The sequence below is a fragment of the Microcoleus sp. C2D2 genome, from assembly GCF_036702495.1.
Lineage (GTDB): Bacteria > Cyanobacteriota > Cyanobacteriia > Cyanobacteriales > Microcoleaceae > Microcoleus.
In genome coordinates, this window is the sequence record NZ_JAUBTO010000412.1 from 1 (window position 1) to 1,152 (window position 1,152).

The following is a 1,152-nucleotide window of genomic DNA, read 5'->3' on the forward strand; positions in this document are numbered from 1 at the left end:
TTGTGATGCCGAGTTTGACCGTTACGACTGACTGCTTCGCTCGCCACAATTAGGACAATGGGGAATTTCTACTGTCAGATCACTAATGGTAAACACTTCTCTCGCTTGAGTAGCTTACTCTATCCTTTCCTTCAGGGCACTACCGCATATTCTATTGACTTACGACAGAAGATACTAAGTGCGTGGCAAAACAAAGAAGGCACACAAAGAGAGTTAGCAAAACGATTTAAAGTCAGTTTATCGTTTCTACGTGACTTTTTGCGTCGGTATCGAGAAACGGGGGAGATAGCTGGCAGGACTCTCTTGAGGAGATCGCCGCTCGAAGCTTAAAGGTAAAGAGCAAGAATTGTTAAAGATAATAGTGACAGAAAAAAGCGATATATATTTGCGAGAGATTAAAGAGAAAATAAAAGAGCGCCAAGGCATAGAAGTAAGTATATCAAGTTTGTCCCGCACTCTTAACCGCTTAAAACTCAGGCGTAAAAAAAAAACTTTAGTAGCGAATGAGCCTCGCTACAGAAAGAGTACAAAAATTGCGCTATAAATTTAGGCGTTGGCTAGATACTATAGACATCAAAAACCTCGTATTCATTGATGAAACAGGTGTAAATCTGGCTATGACACGAAACTATGGTAGGTGCCAAGGTGGAGCCAGAGTCTATTATAACCGCCCAGGAAATAAAGGCAAAAACATCACTTTAATTGGAGCTATGAGTGAGATCGGCTTAATTGCCACTATGACTTTTCCAGGTAGTCTGAACACAGCTATTTTTTTAGTTTGTGTGCAGGAAATATTACTACCTCAGTTGTGGATTGGAGCAATTGTAGTCATGGATAATTTACCTGTACATTATGCTGAAACTACAAAGGCTTTAATTGAATCCCACATTCCGCAGGTAGATTAGGAAAGGAGATAATATTTACGGCAAGGAACACCAAAAAACTGGAGAATCCATAATCGCTCTGACGTGAGATTGGTAATGTGTTTGGTGCTCTCAACCGTCAACAAATGAATCGACATAAAACATTGAAAAATCCATCGCAGGGTGGGTTTCGTGGTAGGTTTACCAACTTAATTATCAACCGTTTGATTGGCTGTCTCCAGAGCTTGGCCCAGTGCCCGTTGACCTAAACTATAAACCAATAAGCATA

General features: G+C 40.6%; 2 protein-coding genes and 1 pseudogene. 2 read left to right on the plus strand and 1 reads right to left on the minus strand.

Annotated features, from left to right (window positions below; translation table 11 throughout):
* The first annotated feature begins 57 nt into the window (after positions 1-57).
* The gene (locus QUB61_RS40375; protein WP_445300330.1) at positions 58-330 is read left to right on the plus strand and encodes a helix-turn-helix domain-containing protein; all 273 of its coding nucleotides are present in this window, start codon (positions 58-60) and stop codon (positions 328-330) included.
* A 173-nt stretch (positions 331-503) separates the two neighbouring features.
* Positions 504-905 (plus strand): transposase, encoded by a 402-nt coding sequence (locus QUB61_RS39575; protein ID WP_333136493.1) that lies wholly within the window; start codon positions 504-506, stop codon positions 903-905.
* Here the strand turns inward: QUB61_RS39575 and QUB61_RS39580 are convergent.
* Positions 902-1,152 (minus strand): annotated as a pseudogene (locus tag QUB61_RS39580) (IS1634 family transposase); the annotation flags it as partial. The gene QUB61_RS39575 and the pseudogene QUB61_RS39580 overlap by 4 nt on opposite strands.

Bases quoted from the DNA above. Each gene is read 5' to 3' on its own strand.
- QUB61_RS40375 (WP_445300330.1), top strand. From the start codon at position 58: ATGGGGAATTTCTACTGTCAGATCACTAATGGTAAACACTTCTCTCGC.
- QUB61_RS39575 (WP_333136493.1), top strand. From the start codon at position 504: ATGAGCCTCGCTACAGAAAGAGTACAAAAATTGCGCTATAAATTTAGG.